This is a genomic window from Streptomyces herbicida, from assembly GCF_032656585.1.
Lineage (GTDB): Bacteria > Actinomycetota > Actinomycetes > Streptomycetales > Streptomycetaceae > Streptomyces > Streptomyces herbicida.
On sequence record NZ_JAUYWJ010000017.1, the window covers coordinates 112172 to 138798 of the forward strand.

A 26627-nucleotide genomic window follows, 5' to 3' on the forward strand; every position below is an offset into this window, starting at 1 on the left:
GGCGAACCCGGGTCGCGGCGCCACACGTCCGTACCCCGGCGGGGCCCGCCCCCGTACCCCGGGGGGCCGGCCCACGGCCGTTCAGCCGAACGTGGTCTTCTCCAGCCAGAACTCCAGCAGTCCCCGCTCACCGAAGACCTCCGGCTCCAGGCTGTCGAGCGGCAGCCGGCGGTAGAAGGCAAGCCGCGTGCAGATGGATACTGCGACCGGGTCCGCGCAAGGAGAACATCCCGACCGAGCAGGTCCCGGAGTACGACGGACCGTAGCCCGGCTGCGCCCGCGCCGTGCTGGACGCCTGGCTCGCGCAGAGCGGCAGGCTGGCCGTCGGGGCGCTGCGGGAGGCCGGGCCCGACGCCAGGATCCGGGCCTGGGCCGGGGTCGGCACCTCCGGCTCCTGGGCCCGCCGGATGGCGCACGAGATCACCGTCCACCAGCAGGTCGACCCAGCGCAGGGCGCCGCCCAGATGGCAGACCAGTTGCTCCAGCCGCCAGTCGGGGCAGGTCGGCACGGTCGCGGACAGATCGGCGCCGGACGCCACGACGGCCCTCAACTGCCCCACCTGGTGGGCGATCTCGTCGGCGTAGCGGTCATGTGCGAGTAGCGTCATGACCGTCACCCCAGGACGCAGATGATCAGCCGAGCACGACGATTTCGGCCGAGTCGAACTCCACCCCGACCTCTGCCCCGACCTCCGGTGCCTCCCGCAGCGCGCACGCCGCCTCCAGACGCGGGCGGCCGTCCTCGGGCCTGAGGTGGACCGCGACATGGGTGCCCTTGAAGGTGCGGGCGGTCACCGTACAGCACAGGCCCTCGTCGGCCGCCACGAGCCGCACCCCGGCGGGCCGTACGAGCAGCGAGCAGGTGCCCTCCGGCGCGTCCTCCGGCACCGGGAGCTTGCCCCACGGCGTGACCGCGGCCGCCCCCGCGACCGTCGCCGGCACCACGTTGTCGAAGCCGAGGAAGCGGGCCACGAACTCGTCCGCCGGACGCTGCCAGACCTCGAGGGGCGTGCCGGACTGGGCGATCCGCCCGTCCCGCATCACCACCACGCGGTCGGCGAGCGCGAACGCCTCGCCCTGGTCGTGCGTCACGGCCAGCACGGTGGTGCCCAACCGGCCGAAGAGCTCACGGAGTTCGACGACCAGCCGTTCCCGCAGCGAGCGGTCCAGCTGACCGAGCGGCTCGTCCAGCATCAGCAGCCGGGGGCGGGGCGCGAGGGCCCGCGCCAGCGCCACCCGCTGCTGCTCACCGCCGGAGAGCCCGGCGACGGCCCGGCGGGCGGCGCCCGGAAGTCCCACGAGCTCCAGCAACTCCCGTACCTGGGCGTGCTGCTCCCCCTTGGCCGCCCCGCGCATCCGCAGCCCGAACGCCACGTTGCCGCCCACGTCGCGCTGCGGGAACAGCTGATGGTCCTGGAACATCAGCCCGACCCCCCTCTTGTGCGCGAGGACCCCGCCCTGGTCGCGCCCGTCGAGCAACACCCGTCCGAAGTCCAGCGGCTGCAGCCCGGCCACCGCCCGCAGCAGCGTCGACTTGCCACTCCCGCTGGGCCCGAGCACACACACGATCTCGTGCTCGGCGACATCGAGGTCGACGGCGTCGAGCACGGCCCGCCCGCCGAAGCGCACGGTCGCGGCCTCAAGGCTCAGCAGCATCAGAACTCCCCGGTCCGGTCGGTCCGCAGCCGCTCGAGGACCAGCAGCGCCACCGCGCACACCACCATCAGAATCGTCGACAGGGCCATCGCCTGCCCGTAGTTGAGATCGCCGGGCCGGCCGAGGAGCCGAGCCACCGCGACGGGCAGCGTCGGGTTGTCGGGCCGTGCGATGAACACGGTCGCACCGAACTCCCCCAGCGACACGGCGAAGGCGAATCCGGCCGCGATCAGCAGCGCCCGCCGGACCATCGGCAGATCGACCTCCCGCCACACCCGCCAGGGCGACGCCCCGAGCACGGCCGCCGCCTCACGAAGGCGCCCGTCCACCGCCCGCAGGACGGGCAGCATGGTCCGTACGACGAAGGGCACACCGACCAGCGCCTGGGCGAGCGGTACGAGGATCCAGGACTGGCGCAGATCCAGCGGCGGCTTGTCGAGGGCGATGAGGAATCCGAAGCCGACGGTCACCGCGGACACGCCCAGTGGCAGCATCAGCAGCGCGTCGAATCCGCGGACGATCCGGCCGGCGTCGCGGCGGGCGAGCGCGGCGGCGGCGAGAGCGCCGATGACCACGGCGATGGCAGTGGCGGCGACGGCGTACTGGAGCGAGTTCCCGATCGCGGTGATCGGCGCCACCAGGAACGTACCGCCGTCCTCGCGGGTCAGCGCCCGGTAATAGCCGAAGCCGGGGGCGTCCAGGGACCGCTGCACCAGAACGGCGAGCGGCAGTACGAGGAGTACGGCGACGGTCGCGAGGACACCGGCCAGCAGCGCCCACTGCCCCGCTCCGCGCGGCCGGCGTGCCGTCACCGACGCGTCCACCAGCCGCAGCGCGGATTCCCGGCGCCGTACGGTCCACGCGTGCACGGCGAGGACCGCGCCCACGGCGACGAACTGGACGATCGTGAGGACCGCGGCCGTGGAGAGGTCGAAGATCTCGGAGGTCTGCCGGTAGATCTCGACTTCGAGGGTGGAGAAGGTCGGACCGCCGAGGATCTGCACCACGCCGAAGGAGGTGAAGGTGAACAGGAACACCATCAGCGCGGCGGCGGCCACGGCGGGCGCCAGCGCCGGGAGGGTCACCTTGCGCCAAGCCGTCAGGGGCGAGGAGCCCAGCATCCGCGCGGCCTCCTCCTGACGCGGATCGAGCTGCGACCACAGCCCGCCCACCGTCCGCACGACGACCGCGTAGTTGAAGAAGACGTGCGCCAGCAGGATCGCCCACACCGTGGTGTCCAGCCGTACGCCCCACAGGTCGTCGAGCAGCCCGCCCCGGCCGACCACCGCGAGGAACGCCGTACCGACGACGACGGTGGGCAGCACGAACGGGACGGTGACGACGGCCCGCAGAACCTGCTTGCCCGGAAAGTCGAGACGCGCGAAGACATACGCGGCAGGCAGCGCGACCAGCAGGGTGAGCGCGGCGGAGGCAAGTGCCTGCCAGGTGGTGAACCACAGGACGTGCCGGATGTCGGACTGCGCGAGTACGTCCGTGATCCGCCCGAACCGCCAGACCCCGTCGACCTTCAGACCGCGGGCGACGATCGCGGTGACGGGGTAGGCGAAGAACAGCGCGAAGAACGCGACCGGCCCGGCCATCAGCCCGAGCCGTGCCGCGTTGCCCGTACCCCCCTTACGGGCGTCGCCCTTGCGGACGGCGCCCTGGTGGGGGGCCGCTTCGGCTACTTCAGTACGAGCGAGGTCCACGACTTGACCCACTGGTCGCGGTTGGCGGCGATCTTGTCGGGGGCCATGGTCTCGGGGTCCTTGGCGGCAGCCCCGTACTCCGTGAACTCGGCGGGCGCCTGCGCGCCCTGGACCACCGGGTAGACGAACATGTTGAGCGGCATGTCCTCCTGGAACTCCTTGGAGACCAGGAAGTCGATGAGCGCCTTGCCGCCCGTGGTGTTCTTCGCGTTGCTCAGCAGCCCGGCGAACTCGATCTGCCGGAAGCAGGTGCCGTACGACACTCCGGTCGGGGCCGTGTCGGGCTTCGGCTTCGCGTAGATGACCTCGGCGGGCGGGGAGGAGGCGTACGACACGACGAGCGGCCGGTCGCCGTGCGCCTTCCTGCCTCCGGCCGACCCGGAGAACTCATCGTTGTACGCCTGCTCCCAGCCGTCGACGACCTTGACGCCGTTGGCCTTCAGCTTCTTCCAATAGTCCTGCCAGCCCCCATCGCCGTACTCGGCTGCGCTGCCGAGCAGGAAGCCGAGGCCCGGCGAGGACGTGGCCGCGTTCTCGGTGACGAGGAGGTTCTTGTACTCGGGCTTGACCAGGTCGTCGAAGGACTGCGGCGGGGTCAGCTTGTGCTTGCTGAAGTACGCCTTGTCGTAGTTGACGCAGATGTCGCCGTAGTCGATGGGCGTGACCCGGTGCTTGCCCTTGTCGAGCTGGTACTCGGCACCGACCGTGCCGAGCCCCTTGGCCTCGTACGGCTGGAACAGCCCGTTGTCGAGGGCGCGCGACAGCAGGGTGTTGTCTACGCCGAAGAAGACGTCGCCCTGCGGGTTGTCCTTGGTCAGGATCGCCTTGTTGACGACCTGGCCTGCGTCGCCGTCCGGGAGGACCTTGACCTTGTAGCCGGACTGCTTCTCGAAGTCCCTGAGCACGTTCTTCGAGACGGCCCACGAGTCGTGGCTGACGAGGGTGACGGTCTTGGCGTCCGCCGACCCCTTGCCGTCGGACGAGCCGCACGCGGTCAGCGCGGACAGCGTGAGGAGACCGAGCCCGGCGGCGACGGCCACGAGGGTCTTGTGGTGCACTGGAATTCCTCCTGGGGTTGACCAGGAAGAGACGCGGCCCCGCCCGGGACCGCGCGGAGGATTCCGCCGGTGCCCGCGCAGGGCGCAACAGCTCGAGTAATGACCGAACTTCCTACCCAGAATGACCTGGGCGAGGTTCAGAGGGTCTGCGGCCCGGTTGCCGCACTCTCAGCGCTGTGGCGCTCCCCTGTCGGAATATGAAGATGTACTGACCGGGTCAGATTACCGCTCGGTGGCCGCCAGCTGACCACAGGCACCGTCGATCTCCTGACCACGGGTGTCCCGGATGGTGACCGGAACGCCGTGCGCGGCGATCGCCTCGACGAACGCCTTCTCGTCCTCGGGCCGCGAGGCGGTCCACTTGGACCCCGGGGTCGGGTTCAGCGGGATGAGGTTGACGTGCACGGGTCTGCCCTTGAGCAGCCGGCCGAGCCGGTCGCCACGCCAGGCCTGGTCGTTGATGTCCCGGATCAGCGCGTACTCGATGGACAGCCGGCGCCCGGACCTGGCGGCGTACTCGAAGCCGGCGTCGAGCACCTCGCGCACCTTCCACCGCGTGTTCACGGGGACGAGGGTGTCGCGCAGCTCGTCGTCGGGCGCGTGCAGGGAGATCGCCAGCCGGCACTTGAAGCCCTCGTCGGAGAAGCGGTGGATCGCCGGGACGAGCCCGACGGTCGACACGGTGATCCCGCGCTGCGACAGCCCGAGCCCGTCCGGCTCGGGGTCGGTGAGCGCCCGGATCGCCGCCACGACCCGCTTGTAGTTGGCGAGCGGCTCGCCCATGCCCATGAAGACGATGTTGGACAGCCGGGCCGGGCCGCCGGGCACCTCGCCGTCCCGCAGCGCCCGCATCCCGTCCACGATCTGGTGCACGATCTCGGCGGTGGACAGATTCCGGTCGAGGCCCGCCTGCCCGGTCGCACAGAACGGGCAGTTCATACCGCACCCCGCCTGCGAACTGATGCACATCGTCACCCGGTCCGGGTACCGCATCAGCACCGACTCGACGAGCGTCCCGTCGAACAGCCGCCACAGTGTCTTGCGCGTGGTCCCCTGGTCGGTCGACAGATGCCGCACGACCGTCATCAGCTCGGGAAGCAGCGCTTCCTGCAGCTTGCCGCGAGACGCGGCCGGGATGTCGGTCCACTCGGCCGGGTCGTGCGCGTACCGAGCGAAGTAATGCTGAGACAGCTGCTTGGCACGAAACGGCTTCTCCCCGACGGCGGCAACGGCGTCCTTCCGCTCGGCGGGCGAGAGGTCGGCAAGATGCCGCGGCGGCAGCTTGGCTCCGCGGGGGGCGACGAAAGTGAGTTCTCCGGGCTTAGGCATGGCTGTACCAGTGTCGCAGATCCACATGGGTGACCTGGGGGTGTCGCTGCCTACGACTGTCGTTAGTAGTCGTCACCGGTCGCCGTTGAGCGGCCTCGGACGGCCCAGAGACGGCCCACCGTGGGGGCCGTGCGCCCTGGCTAAGCCGCCAATGTCTACCCTTCCGGTCCACTCACGCGGAGCACATCGTCCATAGCGCTACGGGCTGCCGACACGAAGGCGTCGATGGCCTCGTTCAGGTGGGAATGAACCTCGAACCACGAGTCCACGGGCGTCTCCTCGCCGGGTCCACTACGGCTTCCGTGCTCCCGCCAACGCCGCAGCGTTCGGACCGTGGGAGGAAGCTGGGAGAGACACGACATGACCTCATCTGCCAGTTGCGCTACCGCTTCAGGCCCCTCCAACTGAATCTTGTGCGCCGAGCCGCCCGCTGCCCTAACTGCTGCGTCGACTTCTGTAGCTGCGGCATCAATATCGCCGACCGGCTCGAAACGGGACCGCATGATCATGTCGCCAAGCCTGTCGCCACTCAAACGCCGCCTCCAGCAGGTGACCCAGGAGCACCGCAAGCTCCAAGAACGCCTCGAAGGCGCCCGCACCGACGACCGCATCGCTGAGAAACGCATCGCCGACCTCGAAGCACAGGTGTTGGAACGCCGGCATGGACAGTCGGCTTAAGTCGCGTGGCGCGCCCGCAGCTGATGCGACGAAAGGAGCAAATGATACTTAAAGCAGGCATGGGTCCGGGCTCTGCTGCACGTGTCCGAAGTCCTCCGGATCGGGCCGTCCGGCCGGGGTGTTTGACCTGGGCGGACACGCGAGTCGTCCGGAGTCTTCCGGAATTCCCTGGTCAGGCGGCCCTGCGTTGCGATTCTCTCGTCAGTTCACTTGGGTCCGTCAGGTTTGCTTCCCTTGATTCCAGCGAGCATCCGAGGCTTGCTCGTGCAGCCGGACGAGTCGCTCGAGATGCCACCTCGCCCGGTCAGGCTGATCAACAAACATCACGGTGACCAGGTCGCGGACTCGGTCATAGGAAGAAGGCAAAGCCTTCCCGCGCATCCAGTCGCTCACCGCGCTTCTGCTGATGTTCGCCGGGTGCCGCATCTGCCTGGCCCTATGTTCAATCATGCTGATCGCGGGTCGGCCAGCTTGGGAGTGTGCCTCGCGAAGGGCCTCTGAGAATTGCGCCAAGGCCGCGCGATAGCGGTTCAACGGTTCCCGGTCTTGCGTGCCATGCCCGCGTTCGCGTTGCGTCCTGTCAGACACCGCCTCCGTCCAGGCAGTGAGTGCCCGGTCCACTGCGGGAGCCCGCTCTTCGTCGTTGCCTGCGAAGAGCGTCTTGACGATGTGCTCGACCAAGTCGCGGCTCGGCAGGTCAGGCCCTCGAAGGGCCCGGTGCAGCGACTGCCTGGACCGGTTCATCTCGTTGCTCATGGTTGCAAGCGATTTGTCCCCACACCGCAGGACGAAGTCCTGCATGAGCGCGAAGAAGTCGTACTGCGGCCCTGGAGGAACTTGTGGCACACCCAACCGGCGTTTCGCCATGATCGAGGCTCCTGTCAACAGCGCATCAGGCTTACGTCACCATCTTATCCCCGGAGGCTCATACGGGTTGACCAGGTGCTTTCCCTATGTAGTACAACTGATACGCCGGAATCCTCCGGACGCCGCCAGCCCTGATGGCACTTCGGCTCCTACACCTGAGCCATCGGGGCTCGGCGGCAACCCAGACCGAAGGCGGACAGACATGCGCACCATTCGGCGTCTCAAGAGTGCCCTACTTCAGGTGCTCAAGGAAAGGCGGCGGATCACGATCACGGTGGCCGTCGCACTGCTCAGCTTCGCGCTCGGGGCCTGGCTGCCCGAAGAGCGCGTTCTCACCGGTGCGGCAGTTGCGGCCGCCGCAGTTGCCTTTACCCAGCTCGTCTTCTACATCTTCGACAACGGAAAGAGCGACCAGAAGCCGGGCACGAACCAGGAGGAGTAGGTCGTTCCCGGTTACATCAAAGGGCCCCGCCCCGGCGGGGCCCTTTGGCATGCTCTTGCCCTCTGCATGGAGCCTCGCGGACATGTCCGCGAGGCTCCACTACTGATCAGCCGCGACACGTTCGAAGCAGTGGTGGCTAAACTCGACGACTGAAGCAATCTTGAAAACCGTCGTGGCAGCGATGTCACCGTGGGTTCAAATCCCACCGCCTCCGCACTGCGAGCAGTGAGAACGGCCCCCGACCTGGGTGTTAGGTCGGGGGGCCGTTCTCATGCCGGTCGCCGTGACTGCCCGGTGTTCCCCGTGGTTTCCCGCTCTATCGGGCACGGCTGGGGCACGGCAGCTTCTGATCCGTAGCTCTGTAGAGATCGGTCAACGAAGGTCATACAGGATGCCGTGAGGGTCGTGAGCGACGAGGATGGGCGCTGCCGGTTGCTGGGGTTGCTGTACTTCGCTGCTGTACCGCTCACAGGTCCACTCGGGACTCCGCCTCCCGGCTTCCGTGCCGCAGTACGACGTGTGCCGGCCTGAAGGGTAGACCACGGAGCGTTGGCTCCATCACCTCGAAGAGCGCTTCCGCATCCTTCCCGTAGGCGTACAGCACGGCTTCGCCTCCGCCGAACTCGTTCCCGTCGACCTCGCCGACTCCCTCCTTCCCGACGGCGGCCGCCAGGGCTCGCGCAGCGTCGTAGATAGCGTCGCGCTCGGCACACGAGCCGTACTTGTTGTCGCTGAGCCGGTAGCGGGCGATGACGGCTTCTTCCGGCGCCTCTGCTTCGGGACTCTCAATACCCGTTTCCATGCGCGCACCCTCCCACCAGCCTCTGACAACGCATGATGGTGCACGCTTTCCAAGTCTGTTGGCGGCCCACCAGCGGCCGTGTCGGGCCATTCACCTGCGTTCATGTCCGTCCGGGCCCTAATCACGGGCCGAGGGTCAGGCCCGCCTGAACGGTGGTGTCCGTCGCTGAATGAGACGGAAACTGAGACGGACGGGCATGGGCTGACTAGGCCGTTCGATCAGATGAGGCCGTCGATTGCTAGGGGAGGTGGCGGGGGCCGCGCGGGACGGGGGGGCAGAGAAAGCGCGATCACTACAACAGGAAAGCGGTGATCGGCCATCCTGGTAGCACGAGGAGGAATCCCGTGACGGCCAGGCCCAGACCGCGCTGGCCCCGTCGGGCCACCTGGATGCTGGCGGTGATGAGTGCACTGGCTCGCCGGGCGAGAGGTAAGGGCCGGGCGCAACATGCCATTCTGGGCCCCTGTATGGGCCGGGCGGCCCGCCTGGGGTCGGATCGGAATCCGCCATCGGTTGGTGCCCTTCCGGCTCCGCGGCTGAGGTCGAGCGGTGCACCGACCCGCCCAAAGATTCGCATAGATGTGCGGTGTGGGCTACCTCGGGTCCGGACGTCCGTCCGGGGACCCCAAAGCCGTGATCAGATTGCTGACGTACAAGTCCACTCCGGCGATCCGCACGGGCCCCTGTGGGCTTGGGGTTGCCAACGTACTCAGGTGCACCCGGCGGCCGACCTGCCCACGTTCCCCACGCCCAGTTCCCATCCCGTCCGCCGTCGAACCACCGCCTTAGGAGCGAGGTTGGGCGATCATGTCTGTGGCCTGCGGATTCCCTGCCTCGACGGGCGGCTAAGCCGACGAGCCCCCGTCCTCGGTGAGGGCAGGGGCTCGCTCGGGATTGTGTGCTGCGGCTAGGCCGAGCCGACGAACAGGACCAGCAGCAGCCATACCACCGGTGCCGTCGGCAGCAGTGAGTCCAGGCGGTCCATGATGCCGCCGTGGCCGGGGAGCAAGGTGCCCATGTCCTTGATGCCCAGGTCCCGCTTGATCATGGATTCGCCGAGATCGCCGAGCGTGGCGCTGGCCGCGACCGCGAGGCCCAGCAGGAGGCCCTGCCACCAGCTGCCGCCGTCGATCAGGAACTGCATGCACAGGGCGCCGGCGACCATCGCAAAGCCGACCGCGCCGAGCAGGCCCTCGCGGGTCTTGCCGGGGCTGATGCGCGGGGCGAGCTTCTTCTTGCCGAAGCGCCAGCCGACGGCGTACGCGCCGGTGTCGCTGACGACCGTCAGAAGAAGGAAGGTCAGGACACGGAACGGACCGTCGTCCGCCGTCAGCATCAGCGAGACGAACGTGGCCAGGAACGGCACGTAGAACGCCGCGAAGACGCCGGCGGTGACGTCCTTGAGATAGCCTTCGGGCGGCTCCGTCATACGCCAGACCAGCACCGCGAGCGCGGTCAGCGCCATCGCCACCCAGGCGCCCTCGACACCCCGGACGTAACCGGCGACGACCATCGCCGCGCCGCCGAGCGCCAGCGGCACCAGGGGTGCCTTGATGCCCTTGCGCTCCTGGAGGCGGCTGGTCAGCTCCCACAGGCCCACCACGACGGCGACCGCTACGACGCCGACGAACACGGCCTTGACGACGAACAAAGAGGCGACGATCACCACACCGAGTCCGACGCCGACGCCTATGGCAGCACTCAGATCGCGGCCCGCACTCTTCTTCTGCGGTGCGGGCGCCGGCTGTGGTGCGTCGGGCATGGGCTCCGGATTCTGCGGCGCCACCGGGTAGGGCTGCGCCGTCGGGGTCTCGTCTCGGAACAAGGGGCCGCCCAGCCGTGCGGCCCCCCGGTCCTCATCCTGGTCTCCGCCGTACGCGGGTACGTCGTCGGGCACGATGGGCATGGGGCGAGTGTGCTGCGCGTCATGCGCATCGTACGCGGGACCCGCCGGGGCGGCTCCCCGGGCATGGCTTTGGACGTAGCCGTGGCCATGCCCCTGGTCGGTGGGCTCCCAGTACCCGGTCTGCGGCGGCGCCCCCCAGGAAGAGTCGTTCATCAGACCTCGAGCAGCTCCGCTTCCTTGTGCTTCAGGAGCTCATCCACCTGGGCGACGTACTTCGCGGTGGTGTCGTCGAGCTCCTTCTCCGCACGACGGCCCTCGTCCTCGCCGACCTCGCCGTCCTTGATCAGCTTGTCGATGGCGTCCTTGGCCTTGCGGCGCACGGAGCGGATGGACACCCGCGCGTCCTCGGCCTTGCCCTTGGCGACCTTGATGTAGTCGCGGCGGCGCTCCTCGGTGAGCTCGGGGAACACCACGCGGATGATGTTGCCGTCGTTGCTCGGGTTGACGCCCAGATCGGAGTCGCGGATCGCCTGCTCGATGTTGCGCAGGGCGCTCTTGTCGAACGGGGTCACGACCGCCATGCGCGGCTCCGGCACGGAGAACGAAGCCAGCTGGTTGATCGGCGTCGGCGCGCCGTAGTAGTCGGCCACGATCTTGTTGAACATCGCCGGGTGCGCACGGCCGGTGCGGATCGCGGCGAAGTCCTCCTTGGCGACCACGACGGCCTTCTCCATCTTCTCCTCGGCTTCGAGGAGGGTCTCTTCGATCACCACTTGCTCCTGCGTGTCTTGAGTAGGCCCGGCTGCGTTCCTTGGCGGTGGCGGCGGCCGGCTGCGTCGCGTCTTCTTCCTGCACGGTTCCCGACCGGCAGGACATTGTCCATCCCCCGGTCAGGGACCGGGTGCATCTACGGTCAGTCCCGGGTGTCCTGGTCACCCACCAGCGTGCCGATCTTCTCACCCTTGACGGCCCGCGCGATATTGCCCTCCGCGAGGAGCTCGAACACGAGGATCGGCAGCTTGTTGTCGCGGCACAGTGTGATGGCGGTGGCGTCGGCGACCTTGAGGTCGCGCGTGATCACCTCGCCGTAGCCGAGGGAGTCGAACTTGACGGCGTCCGGGTTGGTCTTGGGGTCGGAGTCGTAGACCCCGTCCACCCCGTTCTTACCCATCAGCAGCGCCTCGGCGTCGATCTCCAAGGCGCGCTGGGCGGCGGTGGTGTCGGTGGAGAAGTACGGCATGCCCATACCGGCGCCGAAGATGACCACACGGCCCTTCTCCAGGTGGCGCACGGCGCGCAGCGGGATGTACGGCTCGGCGACCTGGCCCATGGTGATGGCGGTCTGCACCCGGCTGTCGATGCCCTCCTTCTCCAGGAAGTCCTGGAGGGCGAGGCAGTTCATCACGGTGCCGAGCATGCCCATGTAGTCCGAGCGGGCCCGGTCCATGCCGCGCTGCTGGAGTTCGGCGCCGCGGAAGAAGTTGCCGCCGCCGATGACGACGGCGATCTCCGCGCCGTCCCGCACAACGGCCGCGATCTCGCGGGCGATCTTGTGCACCACATCGGGGTCCACGCCCAGGCCTCCACCGCCGGAGAATGCCTCACCGGACAGCTTCAGCAGAAACCGGCCGTGTACTTTGCCGTCGTCGCTCTTCTGGGCCTTGGTGGTCATGGAGATCCCGCCTCTTTCACGTGTTGCACATACGAAGAAGGCCATTGCCGATGGGGTCGTTTTTCGCTCCCATGCGCGGCAATGGCCTCCTCGTCAGATCTGCTGTCGTCCGTCACGCGCGTGTGCGGGGCGGCATACGCGAACGGAACGGCCGACTGCTGTCGACCCTATCGGGGTCGCGCGTCGATCGCGGTACGGACTCAGATGCCGACCTTGATGCGCGTGAAGCGCTTCAGGGTGACACCGGCCTCGTCCAGCACCTTCTGGACCGACTTCTTGTTGTCGAGCGCGTACGGCTGGCCGAGCAGCGTGGCGTCCTTGAAGAAGCCGTTGAGGCGACCCTCGACGATCTTGGCGATCGCGGCCTCGGGCTTGCCCTCGGCGCGGGTGGTCTCCTCGGCGATGCGGCGCTCGGACTCGACGACCTCGGCCGGGACCTCCGCCTGGGAGAGGTACTTCGGCGCGAAGGCGGCGATGTGCTGCGCGACGCCCTTGGCGACCGCAGCGGCCTCATCGTTCTGCTTGTCGAGCTCGACGAGGACACCGATCTGCGGGGGCAGGTCGGGCATCGTGCGGTGCATGTAGGCGGTGACGAAGCCGTCGGAGAACTGCGCGAAGCGGTCCAGGACGATCTTCTCGCCGAGGTTGGCGTTGGCCTCGTCCACGAACGCCTGGACGGTCTTGCCGGGCTCGATCTCGGAGGCGAGCAGGGCCTCGAGGTCGGCCGGGGAGGTCTTGGCGACGTGCTCGGCAATGGTGTTGGCCACGGCCTGGAACTTGTCACCCTTGGCGACGAAGTCCGTCTCGCACTTCAGCTCGACGAGAACGCCGGAGGAGTTGTCGTCGGCGATGATGGAGACCACGGCGCCGTTCTCGGCGGAGCGGCCCTCGCGCTTGGCGACGCCCTTCTGGCCCTTGATGCGCAGCGCCTCGACGGCCTTCTCGACGTTGCCCTCGGCCTCGTCCAGCGCCTTCTTGCAGTCCATCATGCCGGCGCCAGTGAGCTCACGAAGCTTCTTGACGTCGGCGGCGGTGTAGTTCGCCATGAGTCTGTGAATCTTTCTCGAAGTCTGGAGGATCGAAGATCAGGGGATCTGCAGTTCCCATGTAGCCGGGGCTGCCGACGCGCCGCTGATCCGCGGGTGAACGGCGGGGGCGGACTTCATGTCGCCGCCCCCGCCGTCAACACTGACGCTGACGGAGTCAGGCCTGCTCGCCCTCGGCGGCCGGGGCCTCGGCGGCGGGAGCCTCGGCGGCGGGAGCCTCAGCGGCCGGTGCCTCAGCGGCCGGAGCCTCAGCGGCCGGAGCCTCAGCGGCCGGTGCCTCGGCGGCGGAAGCCTCGGCAGCCTCGGCGGCGGGAGCCTCGGCGGCCGGAGCCTCTTCCTTCTTCTCACCCTCGAGCAGGTCGCGCTCCCACTCGGCGAGCGGCTCGCCGGCGGCCTTCTCACCCTTGTCGCCGGTGGCGACGCCGGAGCGGGCGATGAGGCCCTCGGCGACGGCGTCGGCGATCACACGGGTGAGCAGGGTGACGGAGCGGATCGCGTCGTCGTTGCCCGGGATCTTGTAGTCGACCTCGTCGGGGTCGCAGTTGGTGTCGAGGATGGCGACGACCGGGATGTTGAGCTTCCGGGCCTCACCGACCGCGATGTGCTCCTTCTTGGTGTCCACGATCCAGACGGCGCTGGGCACCTTCTGCATCTCGCGGATACCACCGAGGGTCTTCTCCAGCTTGGCCTTCTCGCGCGAGAGCACGAGAAGCTCCTTCTTGGTCAGACCGGAGGCGGCGACGTCCTCGAAGTCGATCTGCTCGAGCTCCTTGAGGCGCTGCAGACGCTTGTAGACGGTCGAGAAGTTGGTGAGCATGCCGCCCAGCCAGCGCTGGTTGACGTAGGGCATGCCGACGCGGGTGGCCTGCTCGGCGATGGCCTCCTGCGCCTGCTTCTTCGTGCCGACGAACATGACCGTGCCGCCGTGGGCGACGGTCTCCTTGACGAACTCGTAGGCGCGGTCGATGTACGACAGCGACTGGAGCAGGTCGATGATGTAGATGCCGTTGCGCTCGGTGAAGATGAAGCGCTTCATCTTCGGGTTCCAGCGACGGGTCTGGTGACCGAAGTGGACGCCGCTCTCCAGCAGCTCCCGCATCGTGACGACGGCCATGGCCGTTCTCCTTGAGTTTCTCGGTTGTGCCGCGGGTACCGGCCGGCACCCGCGCCTGACGCCCGAGTGCGCCTTGCCGCGAGGGACCGAGAGGCGCTGACACCTGTTTGTGATCATCAGGTGTCGGGGCGTGCGAAGTCGACCCGGTGGCCCGGATCGCCAAAAGAAGTGTACGGGACCCGCGAGGTACCGGGTGACGCCGCTGTCCACAACCGGTGAGTTGTCCACAGATCCCGGCCATGATCGACGGGGGTGCGGGACCGTTCCGACATGCGACGAGTGATGCGACGAGCGAGGCGTTGCGGGTGGACGTGGGCGGGGTTGCTGCTGGGACTGTCGGCGGTGCTTCTCACCCCGCCGGCCCGGGCGGACGTCCCGCCACCGGCTCCACCGGCCCCGGTACCCGCGATCGGCCGCGCCTGGCCGGTGGGGACCCGCCCCGCGGTACTACGGGGCTGGGAGCCCCCGGCAACGCCGTACGGGCCCGGCCACCGCGGAGTGGACCTGGCGGCGGCACCCGGGGCACCGGTCCGCTCGGTGGCGGCGGGCCGGGTGTCCTTCGCGGGCCGGGTGGCGGGGAGAGGTGTGATCTCCGTGGAGCTGGAGGGAACGGATCTGCGGACGACGTACGAGCCGGTGCTCCCATCGGTGAAGAAGGGCGACGAGGTGGCGGCCGGGGAGGTGGTGGGGGTGCTGGAGCCGACGGGCTCGCACTGCGGGAGTGCGTGCCTGCACTGGGGCCTGCTCAGGGGCGAGACCTATCTGGACCCGCTGTCGCTGCTGCCGCCGTGGCTGCTGAACCGGGGGCCGTCGAGACTGCTGCCGGTGCTGGGCGTGCCCTTGCCGGCCTGAGCGGGGCTCAGCCGCGCACACCCCGCAACGCCATCGCCACGGCCGCGTCAGTGATGTCGGCGGGATCCTCGGCCGCACCCAGTTCGATGCGGCGGACCGCCGCGTCCACGACCCCCTGGAGGAGCATCGCCGCCAGCCGGGGCTGCTCGTGTCCCATCTCCCCCAGCGCCTCGACGATCATCGCGACGAGCCCGCCGTGCGCGGCCCGGATCTTCTCCCGTGCCCCGGCGTCCAGCTCGCTCGCCGAGATCGCCACGACGGCCCGGTGCCGGCGGTCCCCCACCAGCGCCAGCTGCTGCCGCACATACGCCTCGACCTTGTCCTCGGCCGACTCCGTCCGCTCCATCGCCGCCGAGACCTCGGCCGCCCACACCGGGAAGTCGACCTCGCACAGCTCCTCGACCACGGCGGCCCGCGACCGGAAGTACTCGTACACGGACGACCGCGCAAGACCGGTCCGCTCGGCGAGGGCCGGAAAGGTCAGCGCCTCCGTCCCGCCCTCGGACAGCAGGGACCGTGCCGCGTCCAGCAGGGCGGCTCGCTGCATCGACCGGTGCTCGGCCACGGAGGCCGCTCGAATCCTTGGCACGTCAACCACTTTACGGACGCATCACCCCGGACGGGAGCCACTCGGCCCTCACACGGCGTTTCCGCCGGTTCACCGGCCGAAGCTCGCCAGCTTCGCCCGCAGCTGCAGCACCGACTTGGTGTGGATCTGGCTCACCCGGCTCTCGGTGACCCCCAGGACGTTCCCGATCTCGGCGAGTGTGAGCCCCTCGTAGTAGTAGAGGGTGACGACGGTCTTCTCCCGCTCCGGCAGCGTGTTGATCGCCCGCGCCAGGAACCGCCGCAGCTCCCGGTCCTCGGCCACCTCCACCGGATCGTCGGCGGCGGTGTCCTCCAGCGTGTCCATCAGGCTCAGCCGGTCCCCGCCCTCGCCCCCGACATGCAGCAGCTCCTCCAGGGCCACCACGTTCGCCAGCGACAACTGACTGAACACCGCGTGGAGTTCGTCGACCTCGATGCCCAGCTCCGACGCCACCTCGTACTCCGAGGGGGTGCGTCTGAGCCGTGCCTCGAGCGTGGCGTACGCCCGCTCCACGTTCCGCGCCTTCTGCCGCACGGACCGGGGGATCCAGTCCAGCGCCCGCAGCTCGTCGATCATGGCGCCACGGATCCGGGTGATCGCGTACGTCTCGAACTTGATCTCCCGCTCGATGTCGAACTTCTCGATCGCGTCGATCAGCCCGAACACCCCCGAGGACACGAAATCGGCCTGCTCCACGTTCGGCGGCAGACCGACGCTCACCCGTCCCGCCACATACTTCACCAGCGGCGAATAGTGCAGGATCAGCTGTTCCCGCAGCCGATCGTCCCCCGTCGCCTTGTAGGACCGCCACAGCTCGTCGAGCGTCGACGGAGCGGGCGGCCGCACGCTGCCACCGTCGCGGGCGGCTGGGGGGATCGCCGCCCGGTCGGACCCGGAGGTGTGCTGGGGCATTCGTCGCCTTGTGCCGTTCTGCAGTGAAGTGCCGGTGAAAGGGTGAAGGAGAGTGCCTGCGTGAGCTGTCGGTCTGGTGTCGAGTTGGCGCGGTCTGCGTCGGGGTCTTCGTGAGCGTAGCGTGACTGTGGAGTCGCGGTGTGCGAACAACGAGGCACCACCCCTGCGCGAACCCCCTCCCCGGCGCGCCCCACCGAGCTCCGCACGTCGCTCTGCGTGACGGAACGGAGGTGTCAACTGGGGGAAATCCCAAGGGCGTCGGGGATTCCCCCGGACGGACGAACCCATTCGGTCAGCACCGACCGTGACCCTCCCGGACCGAGATCAGGGCCTGGCGTGTCAACTTCCAGCCATCGCCGTGTCGTTCGACATAGCCAAGTGATCGGAGTTCGTACAGCCTCGCGATCGCCTCGTCCTCCGTCGTCTGCGCGCCGCGCGCGATCTCCCCGGGCCGTGCCGCCCGGCCCCCGGGCACGGCGGCCAGGACCTGCCGTGCGGCCGGTTCCAGCAGGTCGCGGGGCAGCACCGGGCCGCGCCGGGCCGGTGCCAGCTCACCCATGTCGCCGACCAGCTCGACGACTTCCGCGGCATCGGTGACCAGCGCCGCCTCACCGCGCAGCAGCTCGTGCACGCCCGCGGAGAGCCCGCTGGTGGCGGGCCCGGGCACCCCCATGGTGAACCGCCCCAGGCGCTGCGCAGCCCGCGCCGTGACCAGCGAACCGCTGCGGTAGGCGGCCTCCACGACCACCGTGCCCCTGGTGAGCGCCGCGATCACTCTGTTCCGCAGCACGAACCGGCTCGGCGTCGGATGTTCACCGGGCGGCAACTCCCCCACCACCAGGCCCTGTTCCGCGATCCTCGCGATCAGCTCGGTGTGTCCGCGCGGGTAGGGCCGGTCGACGCCGCAGGCCAGTACGGCGACGGTGGCGCCGCTCGCGCCGAGGGCGCCCCGGTGAGCGGCGCCGTCGACCCCGTAGGCGCCGCCGGACACCACCACCCACCCGCGCTCGGCGAGTCCCGCGGCCAGCGCGGACGCCATGTGGGCGCCGTATTCCGTGCAGGCTCTGGCCCCCACGACGGCGACCGATCGGAGCGCCCACATCCGCAGGCTGGGGCTGCCGCGCACCCACAGTCCCGTGGGCCGGGCGTCCCCCAGGTCGTCGAGCTGGGCGGGCCACTCGCCGTCCCCGGGGCACACGAACCGCACACCGGCGTCCCGCGCGATGTCCAGATCCCGCTGTGGCTCGGCCTGCGCGGCCCGCGCCACCAGCCCCGCCCAGCGCGTCCCGCTCACCCCCGGCAGCGGCTCCCCACCGGCCCGCAGCCGCCGGGCGACCTCCCGCACCCCGTACTCCCGCAGCCAGCGGCCGCCGGTCTCGTCACCGGGTTCGACGACACGGGTGAGCAGGACACGGCAGAGCAGGTCGCGGGAGTGGAGCTCGCAGGAGCGCAAGTCGCGGGACTGCAGGTCGCCGCGGGGATCGTCGCCTGCGCTCACGTCAGTGCCCCGATGGCCATGGGCACGCCCCGTGGGACTCCGGTGCGCAGCTGCAGGGCGAGGGCGACGTCCGTGGCGTCGGGCCGGTCGTGACCGGCGAGGTCCGCGACCGTCCAGGCGACCCGCAGGACGCGATCCAGCCCGCGGGCGGTCAGCACGCCTCGCTCGAGGTTCCGCTCCGCCTCGTCCATCGCGCCGGTCATCGCGTGCCAGCTGCTGCGCAGTTCCCGGCCCGGCACCTCGCTGTTGGTCCGCCACGGGGTTCCGACGAGGCGTGCCGCCGCTCGTTCCCGGGCTTCCCGGACCCGGTCGGCGACCGTCGCGGTGGACTCGCCCCGGGCGCCGGGCTCGGTGAGCTGGGCCCGGGTCACGGGGTCGACCTCGACACGGAGGTCGACCCGGTCGAGCAGGGGGCCGGACAGCCGCGCCTGATAGCGACGGATCGCCGACGGCGGGCATTCGCACAGGGCGTCCCGCTGGGAGAAGCGGCCGCAGGGGCACGGGTTGGCCGCGAGCACCATGAGGAAGCGCGCCGGGAACCGCACCACACCCGCGCTGCGCGCGATCACGACGTGCCCCGACTCCAGGGGCTGGCGCAGCGCGTCGAGGGGCTGGCTGTGGAACTCCGGGGCCTCGTCGAGGAAGAGCACCCCCCGGTGGGCCAGGGACACCGCTCCGGGTCGTGCGATGCCCGGGCCGCCGCCGACGAGCGACTGCATGGTGGCCGAGTGGTGCGGGGCGCAGTAGGGGGCGATGTCGATGAGCGGCTTGCCCGGTGGCAGGAGTCCGGCCACCGAGTGCACGGCGGTGACCTCCAGCGACTCCTCCCGGGTGAGCCTGGGCAGGACGGCGGGCAGCCGCTCCGCGAGCATCGTCTTGCCGGCACCGGGCGGCCCCTCCAGAAAGAGGTGGTGCCCGCCCGCGGCGGACACCTCCACCGCCGTGCGCGCCGAGCGCTGACCCACCACGTCGGCCAGGTCGTGGTCCTGGTCGTGCTGGGCGCTGCCCAGGGTGTGCATGCCGGTTGCGGCTCCGGTGCCGGGCACGCGCAGACCGGCCAGGAGCGGATCGGGGCGGCCCTGCTCGTCCGGCGCCTCCTCGGGCACCGGCTCGTCCGTCAGCACGGCGATCAGCTGCCGCAGGCTGCGGATGCCCAGCACCGACACCCCGGGCACCAGCGACGCCTCCGCGGCGGCGCATTCCGGCACCACCACCTGCTCGTATCCGGCGTCGGCCGCGGCCAGCACCGCCGGCAGGACACCCCGGACCGGGCGCACCCGGCCGTCCAGTCCCAGCTCTCCGATCATCACGATGTCGGCGAGCACCCTCGGGTCGATCCGCTCGGCGGCACCGAGCACCGCGCAGGCGACGGCGAGGTCGAACCCGCTGCCCGCCTTCGGCACCGACGCCGGGCTCAGGCCGACCGTGACCTTCTTCGACGGCCAGGAGGCGCCCGAGTTCACCACGGCCGCCCGTACCCGGTCCTTGCTCTCCGTCAGGCTCTTGTCCGGCAACCCCACCAGTGTGAACGCCGCCACCCCGGGTTCCAGGTCCGCCTGGACCTCGACCACCACGCCCTCGACGCCTACCAGCGCCACCGAGCACGTACGGGCGAATCCCATGTCAGGCCACCCCCCGCGCGTGCTCGACGACCGGCGCGCCGCGGTCGGGCAGGAGGACGCCGACCAGGTCGATCCGGACGCCGCCCGGCGGGGCCCCGCCGTGGGCATGGATCCACCGTTCGGCCAGGCCTCGCAGCCGTCCGGCCTTCTCGGGCGTGACCGCCGCCATCGGATGCTCGAAGCCACCGCTCCTGCGGGTCTTCACCTCGCAGACGACCAGCACCTCGCCGTCCCTGGCAACGATGTCGATCTCGCCCGTCCTGCCACTGCGCCAGTTGCGCTCCAGCACCGTCATCCCGGCCTCGACCAGCCGCCGTGCGGCCAGTTCCTCGCCGTACCTGCCAAGTGCACTGCGTGCGTTCATGTCGGCACCACCTCCGGCGCCAACGCTCACGCATCCGCCTCCAAGAAGTGGATCTTGGTGGATGGCTCAGCGGTTGTGGACAACTCCGTCACCCGCCCGGAAGTTCGAGATCGCTCTTGTTCAGCTCCTCGATGTTCACGTCCTTGAACGTGAGGACACGTACCTGCTTCACGAAGCGGGCCGGCCGGTACATGTCCCAGACCCAGGCGTCGGCCATCGACACCTCGAAGAACACCTCGCCCTGGACCGAGTGCACCTGCATCTCGTAGTCGTTGGTGAGGTAGAAGCGCCGCTCGGTCTCGATCACGTATTTGAACAGACCGACGACATCGCGGTACTCCCGGTAGAGCTTGAGCTCCATCTCGGTCTCGTACTTCTCGAGGTCCTCGGCGCTCATGGCATGTTCCCCTTCACCCGTGCGATCCCACCATTGTGCGCCAGTCCCGCGGGCCCCTAGACGATTTCCGGGTCAAGGGTCACGGGCCTGGCCGGGGGACCTTCGTCGAGCAGCCTCCGCAGCAGCTCGGCGAGTCTGGTCGGATACACCGTCTCATGCGCCCGGGTCAGTTCCTGGCACGTCCACCATCGAGCTCCGGCGACACTGCGCCGCTCCAGCTCGGTCAGGCCGGCCGCCTCGGTCACCGTCTGGGCCGTACGAGCCAAGTAGTACCACTCGTCCTGGTCCCAGCGGCGGCCCGCGAACGGGAACGAGCACATGCGCCGCCACAACACCGGGCCGAGTTCGACCTCGGTGATACCGGTCTCCTCGACGAGTTCCCGCAGCGCGGCCTGTTCGCGGGTCTCGTCGCCCTCCAGGCCGCCGCCCGGAGTGAACCACCAGTCGTCGGCCGGATCGTCCGGCTCATGGCCGTGCAACAGCAGGATACGGTCCTCGGGGTCGAGCAGGACGACCCTGGCGACCTTGCGCAGACCCCCCTGGTACGCGTTCTCGTACGTGGCTCCGGCGTCCCCGGGGGCCGTCGCGCCCGCGTCCGTGGCCTCAGCCGGCACTGGCTGGCTCCGGCCGCTTTCCGGCGCGGGAGCGGGCCGCTCGCTTGGCGATCGGGCCGTACGCGCCGCCGCCGAGGACCAGGACGGCACCGCCGACGACCAGACAGAAGATGATGCGCAGCGGGCCGGGCTGGGACAGGGTGCCGAGGGACTCGAAGCCGGTGGGGCGCTTGAGCATGCCGTTCATCGGCCAGACGACGGCGTCCACGCGGGCACTCACGGCGTTGCGCGAGACGGTGCCGCTGGCCGCGTCCGTGAGGTGGGCGGTGGAGTCCAGGGAGCCCTGGCGTTCGTCACCGAGGAGGAAGAGCCGGCCCTCGGGGACCTTCACGGTCGGGAAGTTCTTGATCTCGGCCAGGCTGCCCTTGGGCAGATACGGCTCCTCGATCTGCTTGCCGTTGACGGTGAGCTTTCCGTCGGTGCAGCAGGAGATCTTGTCACCGCCGACCGCGACCACGCGCTTGACCACGTTCGCGTTGGTGACCCAGGACTTGTCGCGGAACACGACGACGTCACCGCGGCGCACATCGCCGCCGTCGACGCGCTGGGCCAGGACGCGGTCGCCCATGTTGATCGTCGGTGCCATCGAGCTGGTGGGCACGGTGTACGGCCGGTAGACCACCGCTGCCCACGCGAATCCGCCGAGGAACAGCACCAGGCCCAGCGCGACGGCCAGCCCCGACAACCGCTGTCCCAGCCGGCTGCCGACCTGCGCCGTGCCGGTGCCACCGCTGCGCGGGGCCGTACGTGTAGTGCTCTCGCCACCCATGGACCCGCACCCTACCCGGCGGTACGGGAGCGGGGGAGCCCCTCTTTCGCGACCCCGGTCACAAGCTTTCCAAAGCTTTCACGGCTTCCGGAGGGCTTCACCGCCGCTGAGGACCTCACGAGCGTCATGCCGGGGCCCCCGGCCCGTCATCGGACCGGGGGCCGCAGCGAGGTCGCCGCTTCCCGGCCTACGCCTTGGTGCCGGGCTCGGTCGTCCGGGCGGCGGTGCGCCTGCGCCGCCACACCGCCACCGGCAGCACGCCCACGAGGGCGAGGCCCTCCGGCGCGACCGAGAGGGACGCGGCGGCGGCGGACTGCTGGTCGAGACCGGGCTGGTCGAAGGTGTCCGGGACCGGCAGCGTGCCCCAGCGGTTGATCGGCCACGCCTTGACGATGGCGCGACCGACGACCTTGTCGACCGGGACCATGCCATGGTTCTTGTCGTCCTGGTTGTAGCGGGAGTCACGCGAGTTCTGGCGGTGGTCGCCCATCACCCAGATGTAGCCCTTGGGTACCTTCACCTTGAACTGGCCGCCCTGGTCGTCGACGCTGCACGGCGTGTTGCCGGGGTAGACGTAGGGCTCGTTCAGCGCCTTGCCGTTGACCTTCAGCGGGCCCGAATTCTTGCACTCGATCGTGTCGCCGCCGACGCCGATGACCCGCTTGATCAGGTCCTTCTCCTCCGCGGAGGGCATCAGACCGATCCAGCTGAGGACCTTCTGCACGGCGTTGGGGGTGGGCGTCGGCTCGCCCTTCAGCCACTCGGCCGGGTCGTGGAAGACGACGACCTCGCCACGCTCCGGCTCGGAGCCGAACCACGGGGTGAGCTTGTCCACCAGGACGCGGTCACCCTGCTGGAGGGTGTTCTGCATCGAGTCGGACGGAATCGAGAACGCCTGCACCAGGAACGTCTTGATCAGCAGCGCCAGCACCAGCGCGATGCCGACCAGGATCGGCAGCTCCTTCCAGAAGGAGCGGGGCTTCTTGGGGCCGGCGGCCGAGCCGCCCGGGCCGTCGTCCCCGCTCCCCGGCTGCTGCCCGCCCGAGGACGGGCCGCCGCCGGCCGGTCCGGGCTCATTCCCTGAGGTCATGTGGCCGTCCGTGGCGGGGACACTCTCTTCCGCGGGGCGCCCGGGGTGCTCCTCGCCGTCGTGTCCCGACCGTGCGCCAACCGCTACATCCCCCACGCCAACTCCTTACTCTGTGCCGCCGCCTGCCCCATACACGACGCAGGCCCACCACTCCCATAACGAGCGGGAGTTCCGCAGGGGTCGGGAGTTGGATGAATCCGTTCGGTTCGTCGGAGGCAACCCTATGCGACAGTTCGGGAGCGGCGGTCGACCCCGACACGGAGTTCGACACGCTTGCGAAGGTTTTAGGTTCCTGCAGCCTGGTCCAGTGGCCGACGGGCCAGCCGATCACCATGGCCCGGCCCACCACCGAGTCCTCGGAGACCGTCCCGCCGTAGTCGGTGTTCTGGTGCGCGCGGGAGTCGGCGGAGTTGGCCCGGTGGTCTCCCATCACCCACAGCCGTCCCTGGGGGACGGTGATGTCGAACGGGGTGCTGGAGGGGGCGTTGCCGGGATACAGATAGTCACCCTCGGTCAGGGGCACGCCGTTGACGGTCACCCGTCCCTGCGCGTCACAGCACTTGACGTGGTCGCCGCCGACCCCGATGACCCGCTTGATGAGGTCCTTCTCGTTGTCGGAGGGCAGCAGACCGATGAAGGTGAGCCCTTCCTTGATCTGCTTGACGACCACCGGGTCGTTCTTCTTGGTGGTCTGCTCGTCGGCCAGCCAGCCGCCGGGGTCGTGGAAGACGACGACGTCCCCGCGCTGCGGCTTGGAGCCGAACCACGGGGTGAACTTGTCGACCAGGACGCGGTCGCCGATCCGGATCGTCTGCTCCATGGAGCCCGACGGGATGACGAAGGCCTGGACGAGGAACGTCTTCAGTACGAGGGCTATCAGGACGGCCACGCCGACCAGCAGCGGTATCTCACGGACCGCGCTGCGCCTGCGCTTGCGCTTGACCTTGCGCTGGAGCTTGCGCCGCTCCGCGCGGGAACGGCCGCCGGCCGGGCCGACGGCGCGCCGGGTCCCGGTGGGCAGCAGGTTGTCCGCGGCGCTGCTCGGCACACCACGCGGTTTTCCGCGGTTACCCATGCGCGCCCTCCGCCGCGGGCACGCGCGCGTAGGCGACGGGGCGGTTCAGGCGTCTCCAGTGGCCCACCGGCCAGCTGATCCAGTCGGCGCGGCCGATGACGTCCCCGACGGGGATCATGCCGCCGCCCGGAGAGCCCAGGTGGTCACGGGAGTCGCTGGAGTCGCTGCGGTGGTCGCCGAGGACGAACAGTGTGCCGTCGGGCACGTCGACGTCGAAGGAGACGGCGGACGCGCGGTCCCCCGGATAGAGGAACGCCGTCTCGTCGACCGACCGGCCGTTCACTTCGATCCTCCCCTCCTTGTCGCAGCAGACCACATGGTCTCCCCCCACACCTACAACGCGCTTGATGTAGTCGGCGTCCCCGAAATACCCGGTGCCGTCGAACACGACGACATCGCCGCGCCGCGGCTCGGCACCGAAACGGTACGCCAACTTATTTACGAGAACGCGGTCCCCGATCCTCAATCCCTGTTCCATGGATCCGCTGGGAATCTGGAAGGGTTGCACCACGAAAGTGTTGAGAAGCAGCAAAAACAGCAGGCAGACGAAGAGGGTGAGGGTGATCCACCCGCCCGGCAGCCACTCGGTGATCCGCGACACCAACGCGAAACGCGACCGTCCCTCCACGGCCCCCGTGTCGGGGCGGGAGGAGCGGTCGCGCTCCGTCGGCTGTGCTTCGGTGTCCATCGGAGCCAGATGCTATCCGGCCCCGCTGTGACTTCCGGGAGGCGCTCAGCTCTCGCGCTTCTCCTTGATCTTCGCGGCCTTGCCACGCAGCTCGCGCAGGTAGTACAGCTTCGCGCGACGCACGTCACCGCGGGTGACGAGCTCGATCTTCTCGACGATCGGGGTGTGCACCGGGAAGGTGCGCTCGACGCCGACGGAGAACGAGACCTTGCGGACCGTGAAGGTCTCACGGACACCGGAGCCCTGACGGCGGATCACAACGCCCTTGAACTGCTGCACACGGGAGCGGTTGCCCTCGATGACGCGGACGTGGACGTTGACGGTGTCACCCGGACGGAAGGCCGGGATGTCGCTGCGCAGCGACGCGGAGTCGACGGAGTCGAGCAGGTGAGACATTTCGTCTGCTTTCTTCGCTGATGCCACAGGTCATCAACGGGAACTAGGTTTCCATGAGGACTGCCGTGCGGGTCGGGGCGGGCGTCGTGTCCCCCTGTGGCAGGGGCGCTCGCCGGACGGACGCACAGCAGCGGTCTATTCTTCCACGCCCTCTGGCCTGCGCCAAAATCGGCCGTACGGCTCTCCGTCCGGGTCCGGAGCCCAGCCCAGGATGGAGAGCATCTCGCGGTCCTTCTTGTCGAAGGCCCTGGGGTCGCAGCACTCGATGAGATCGGGCCGGTTGGCCGACGTACGCCTGAGGGCCTCGTCCCGGCGCCAGCGGGCGATCTTCCCGTGGTGGCCGCTGAGCAGCACGTCCGGGATCTCCCGGCCGCGCCAGACGGGCGGCTTGGTGTAGACGGGGCCCTCCAGGAGGCTCGCCATCGCGCCGGGCGCGAAGGAGTCGTCCCGGTGGGACTCTGCGTTGCCGAGGACACCGGGCAGCAGCCGGGCGACGGCCTCCGTGACGACGAGCACGGCCGCCTCGCCGCCGGCCAGGACGTAGTCGCCGATGGACACCTCGTACACCGGTATCCGGGTGGCGTACTCGTCCATGACGCGCCGGTCGATGCCCTCGTAGCGGGCCGGCGTGAAGATCAGCCAGGGGCGCTCGGAGAGCTCCACGGCCAGCTCCTGGGTGAACGGGCGGCCGCTGGGGGTGGGGACGATCAGCGCGGGCGCGTGGGAGCCCGTCTCGTAGCCGTCGGCCAGGACGGAGTCCAGGGCGTCGCCCCAGGGATCGGTCTTCATGACCATGCCGGGGCCGCCGCCGTACGGCGTGTCGTCGACCGTGTTGTGCCGGTCGTACGTCCAGGACCGCAGGTCGTGCACGTGCACGTTCAGCTGTCCACGCGCGCGTGCCTTGCCGACCAGGGAGACCTTCAGCGGTTCCAGGTACTCGGGGAAGATCGTGACGACGTCGAGGCGCATTACGCCTCGTCCCGCGAGGACGCGATCTCGGCCCGGTCGTCGATCAGGCCGGGCGGAGGGGAGATGACCGCCTTCTGCTCCTCCAGGTCGATCTCGGTGACGATCTCCTCCACGAAGGGGATCAGCACCTCGCTGCCGTCGGGCCGCTCCACGATGAACAGGTCCTGGGAGGGCAGGTGCGAGATCTCCGTGATCCGGCCGACCTCCGTGCCGTCCTCGGTGACCACGTCGAGGTCGATGAGCTGGTGGTCGTAGTACTCGTCCTCGCCCTCGGGCAGCTCCTCCGGGTCGATCTCGGCGATCAGGAGGGTGTTGCGCAGGGTCTCGGCGGCGCTGCGGTCGCCGAAGCCCGCGAAGCGCAGGAGGAGGCGGCCGCTGTGGACGCGGCCGGTCTCGATGGTGAGCGGGCCCGCGGATGCGGGATCGGTGGCCAGTACGGCGCCGGGTGCGAGCCTGAGCTCGGGCTCGTCGGTACGTACCTCCACGGTGACCTCGCCCTTGATGCCGTGGGCACGGCCGATCCGTGCGACTACGAGCTGCACTGTGCTTGATCTCCTGTCATACGACTGCGGG

At 69.5% G+C, this 26627-nt stretch carries 28 protein-coding genes and 2 pseudogenes; 4 read left to right on the forward strand and 26 right to left on the reverse strand.

Features of this window, described 5'->3' with window-relative positions; all coding sequences use genetic code 11:
- Positions 1 to 284 precede the first annotated feature (284 nt).
- Positions 285 to 377, forward strand: a pseudogene (locus Q8A52_RS32175) (hypothetical protein); the annotation flags it as partial.
- Here the strand turns inward: Q8A52_RS32175 and Q8A52_RS32180 are convergent.
- From Q8A52_RS32180 to rlmN, 5 genes and pseudogenes are all read right to left on the reverse strand, one after another.
- Positions 363 to 608: pseudogene (locus Q8A52_RS32180) on the reverse strand (maleylpyruvate isomerase N-terminal domain-containing protein); the annotation flags it as partial. The pseudogenes Q8A52_RS32175 and Q8A52_RS32180 overlap by 15 nt on opposite strands.
- A 25-nt stretch (positions 609 to 633) precedes the next feature.
- Positions 634 to 1656, reverse strand: a complete 1023-nt coding sequence (locus tag Q8A52_RS32185; RefSeq protein ID WP_316757850.1) for an ABC transporter ATP-binding protein — start codon at positions 1654 to 1656, stop codon at positions 634 to 636.
- Positions 1656 to 3257, reverse strand: a complete 1602-nt coding sequence (locus Q8A52_RS32190) for an ABC transporter permease (protein WP_316758012.1) — start codon at positions 3255 to 3257, stop codon at positions 1656 to 1658. The genes Q8A52_RS32185 and Q8A52_RS32190 overlap by 1 nt, the downstream gene beginning before the upstream one ends.
- Positions 3258 to 3340: 83 nt before the next feature.
- Positions 3341 to 4423 carry a thiamine ABC transporter substrate-binding protein gene (locus Q8A52_RS32195; protein ID WP_316757852.1) on the reverse strand — a complete coding sequence of 361 codons (1083 nt, stop codon included), beginning with the start codon at positions 4421 to 4423 and terminating at the stop codon, positions 3341 to 3343.
- Positions 4424 to 4645: 222 nt separating this feature from the next.
- Positions 4646 to 5752, reverse strand: coding sequence for a 23S rRNA (adenine(2503)-C(2))-methyltransferase RlmN (gene rlmN / locus Q8A52_RS32200; RefSeq protein ID WP_316757854.1), 1107 nt, complete (start codon positions 5750 to 5752; stop codon positions 4646 to 4648).
- A 501-nt stretch (positions 5753 to 6253) separates the two neighbouring features.
- Here rlmN and Q8A52_RS32205 point away from each other — a divergent pair.
- Positions 6254 to 6430, forward strand: coding sequence for a hypothetical protein (locus Q8A52_RS32205; RefSeq protein ID WP_316757855.1), 177 nt, complete (start codon positions 6254 to 6256; stop codon positions 6428 to 6430).
- A 219-nt stretch (positions 6431 to 6649) separates the two neighbouring features.
- Here Q8A52_RS32205 and Q8A52_RS32210 read toward each other — a convergent pair whose 3' ends face one another.
- Positions 6650 to 7297 (reverse strand): hypothetical protein, encoded by a 648-nt coding sequence (locus Q8A52_RS32210; RefSeq protein ID WP_316757857.1) that lies wholly within the window; start codon positions 7295 to 7297, stop codon positions 6650 to 6652.
- A 202-nt stretch (positions 7298 to 7499) separates the two neighbouring features.
- Here Q8A52_RS32210 and Q8A52_RS32215 point away from each other — a divergent pair, with 202 nt between their 5' ends.
- Entirely contained in the window at positions 7500 to 7739 is a 240-nt protein-coding gene (locus Q8A52_RS32215; protein ID WP_316757859.1) for a hypothetical protein, read from the forward strand.
- 466 nt (positions 7740 to 8205) lie between these two features.
- Here the strand turns inward: Q8A52_RS32215 and Q8A52_RS32220 are convergent, their stop codons facing one another.
- From Q8A52_RS32220 to rpsB, 6 genes are all read right to left on the reverse strand, one after another.
- Positions 8206 to 8541, reverse strand: coding sequence for a hypothetical protein (locus tag Q8A52_RS32220; RefSeq protein WP_316757861.1), 336 nt, complete (start codon positions 8539 to 8541; stop codon positions 8206 to 8208).
- Between the two features lie 907 nt (positions 8542 to 9448).
- Positions 9449 to 10600, reverse strand: coding sequence for a phosphatidate cytidylyltransferase (locus tag Q8A52_RS32225; RefSeq protein ID WP_316757862.1), 1152 nt, complete (start codon positions 10598 to 10600; stop codon positions 9449 to 9451).
- Positions 10600 to 11157 carry a ribosome recycling factor gene (gene frr, locus Q8A52_RS32230; RefSeq protein WP_067041614.1) on the reverse strand — a complete coding sequence of 186 codons (558 nt, stop codon included), beginning with the start codon at positions 11155 to 11157 and terminating at the stop codon, positions 10600 to 10602. Before frr ends, Q8A52_RS32225 begins: the two co-directional genes overlap by 1 nt.
- A 143-nt stretch (positions 11158 to 11300) precedes the next feature.
- A complete protein-coding gene (pyrH, locus tag Q8A52_RS32235; RefSeq protein ID WP_316757866.1) occupies positions 11301 to 12059 on the reverse strand; it encodes a UMP kinase in 759 nt (252 codons plus the stop codon).
- 200 nt (positions 12060 to 12259) lie between these two features.
- Positions 12260 to 13105, reverse strand: a complete 846-nt coding sequence (gene tsf, locus Q8A52_RS32240; RefSeq protein ID WP_316757867.1) for a translation elongation factor Ts — start codon at positions 13103 to 13105, stop codon at positions 12260 to 12262.
- Positions 13106 to 13262: 157 nt separating this feature from the next.
- Positions 13263 to 14219 carry a 30S ribosomal protein S2 gene (rpsB, locus tag Q8A52_RS32245; RefSeq protein ID WP_316757869.1) on the reverse strand — a complete coding sequence of 319 codons (957 nt, stop codon included), beginning with the start codon at positions 14217 to 14219 and terminating at the stop codon, positions 13263 to 13265.
- A 282-nt stretch (positions 14220 to 14501) separates the two neighbouring features.
- Here rpsB and Q8A52_RS32250 point away from each other — a divergent pair, with 282 nt between their 5' ends.
- Positions 14502 to 15071: a murein hydrolase activator EnvC family protein gene (locus tag Q8A52_RS32250; RefSeq protein WP_408649288.1), complete on the forward strand. Its 570-nt coding sequence runs from the start codon at positions 14502 to 14504 to the stop codon at positions 15069 to 15071.
- Positions 15072 to 15078: 7 nt separating this feature from the next.
- Here Q8A52_RS32250 and Q8A52_RS32255 read toward each other — a convergent pair whose 3' ends face one another.
- The 14 genes from Q8A52_RS32255 to rimM all read right to left on the reverse strand — a co-directional run bounded on the left by Q8A52_RS32255 (position 15079) and on the right by rimM (position 26596).
- A complete protein-coding gene (locus Q8A52_RS32255; RefSeq protein WP_316758014.1) occupies positions 15079 to 15636 on the reverse strand; it encodes a TetR/AcrR family transcriptional regulator in 558 nt (185 codons plus the stop codon).
- A gap of 93 nt (positions 15637 to 15729) precedes the next feature.
- On the reverse strand, positions 15730 to 16572 hold the full coding sequence (gene whiG / locus Q8A52_RS32260) for an RNA polymerase sigma factor WhiG (protein ID WP_263213204.1): 843 nt from the start codon (positions 16570 to 16572) through the stop codon (positions 15730 to 15732).
- A gap of 292 nt (positions 16573 to 16864) precedes the next feature.
- Positions 16865 to 18040, reverse strand: coding sequence for a DNA-processing protein DprA (gene dprA, locus Q8A52_RS32265; RefSeq protein ID WP_408649289.1), 1176 nt, complete (start codon positions 18038 to 18040; stop codon positions 16865 to 16867).
- 26 nt (positions 18041 to 18066) lie between these two features.
- On the reverse strand, positions 18067 to 19692 hold the full coding sequence (locus Q8A52_RS32270) for a YifB family Mg chelatase-like AAA ATPase (protein WP_316757875.1): 1626 nt from the start codon (positions 19690 to 19692) through the stop codon (positions 18067 to 18069).
- Position 19693: 1 nt separating this feature from the next.
- A complete protein-coding gene (locus Q8A52_RS32275; RefSeq protein WP_316757877.1) occupies positions 19694 to 20056 on the reverse strand; it encodes a YraN family protein in 363 nt (120 codons plus the stop codon).
- Positions 20057 to 20144: 88 nt separating this feature from the next.
- On the reverse strand, positions 20145 to 20453 hold the full coding sequence (locus tag Q8A52_RS32280) for a DUF2469 domain-containing protein (protein WP_003965949.1): 309 nt from the start codon (positions 20451 to 20453) through the stop codon (positions 20145 to 20147).
- 56 nt (positions 20454 to 20509) lie between these two features.
- On the reverse strand, positions 20510 to 21067 hold the full coding sequence (locus Q8A52_RS32285) for an NUDIX hydrolase (RefSeq protein ID WP_408649285.1): 558 nt from the start codon (positions 21065 to 21067) through the stop codon (positions 20510 to 20512).
- Positions 21057 to 21836, reverse strand: a complete 780-nt coding sequence (gene lepB / locus Q8A52_RS32290) for a signal peptidase I (protein ID WP_316757879.1) — start codon at positions 21834 to 21836, stop codon at positions 21057 to 21059. Before lepB (Q8A52_RS32290) ends, Q8A52_RS32285 begins: the two co-directional genes overlap by 11 nt.
- 187 nt (positions 21837 to 22023) lie before the next feature.
- Positions 22024 to 23022, reverse strand: a complete 999-nt coding sequence (gene lepB / locus Q8A52_RS32295) for a signal peptidase I (RefSeq protein WP_316757881.1) — start codon at positions 23020 to 23022, stop codon at positions 22024 to 22026.
- Complete coding sequence (lepB, locus tag Q8A52_RS32300; protein WP_316757883.1) at positions 22910 to 24001, reverse strand: signal peptidase I; 1092 nt, start codon at positions 23999 to 24001, stop codon at positions 22910 to 22912. Before lepB (Q8A52_RS32300) ends, lepB (Q8A52_RS32295) begins: the two co-directional genes overlap by 113 nt.
- Positions 23994 to 24689, reverse strand: a complete 696-nt coding sequence (gene lepB, locus Q8A52_RS32305) for a signal peptidase I (RefSeq protein WP_316757885.1) — start codon at positions 24687 to 24689, stop codon at positions 23994 to 23996. The genes lepB (Q8A52_RS32300) and lepB (Q8A52_RS32305) overlap by 8 nt, the downstream gene beginning before the upstream one ends.
- Positions 24690 to 24734: 45 nt before the next feature.
- Entirely contained in the window at positions 24735 to 25085 is a 351-nt protein-coding gene (gene rplS / locus Q8A52_RS32310) for a 50S ribosomal protein L19 (protein WP_030612790.1), read from the reverse strand.
- Positions 25086 to 25220: 135 nt separating this feature from the next.
- Positions 25221 to 26054, reverse strand: coding sequence for a tRNA (guanosine(37)-N1)-methyltransferase TrmD (trmD, locus tag Q8A52_RS32315; protein ID WP_316757889.1), 834 nt, complete (start codon positions 26052 to 26054; stop codon positions 25221 to 25223).
- On the reverse strand, positions 26054 to 26596 hold the full coding sequence (gene rimM / locus Q8A52_RS32320; RefSeq protein WP_316757891.1) for a ribosome maturation factor RimM: 543 nt from the start codon (positions 26594 to 26596) through the stop codon (positions 26054 to 26056). Before rimM ends, trmD begins: the two co-directional genes overlap by 1 nt.
- Positions 26597 to 26627: the final 31 nt, after the last annotated feature.